A 265-nucleotide genomic window follows, 5' to 3' on the forward strand; every position below is an offset into this window, starting at 1 on the left:
GATTTAGCCGAAGCTCGCGCCAATGGCCTGAGTGAAGCGATGCTTGATCGCCTCGCGCTGACCCCGGCGCGTCTGAGCGGCATCGCCAACGATGTGCGCCAGGTGTGCAATCTGGCCGATCCGGTCGGCCAGGTGATCGACGGCGGGCTGCTGGACAGCGGTCTGCGTATTGAACGTCGCCGCGTCCCGCTGGGGGTGATTGGCGTGATTTATGAAGCGCGACCCAACGTGACGGTCGACGTCGCCTCCCTGTGTCTGAAAACCG

General features: G+C 64.2%; 1 pseudogene. It reads left to right on the plus strand.

What is annotated here, in order from left to right:
• Positions 1–265: pseudogene (locus tag QP437_RS10120) on the plus strand (gamma-glutamyl-phosphate reductase); the annotation flags it as partial.

It is taken from the genome of Haemophilus sp. UMB1048, assembly GCF_030218125.1.
Classification (GTDB): domain Bacteria; phylum Pseudomonadota; class Gammaproteobacteria; order Enterobacterales; family Pasteurellaceae; genus Haemophilus_D.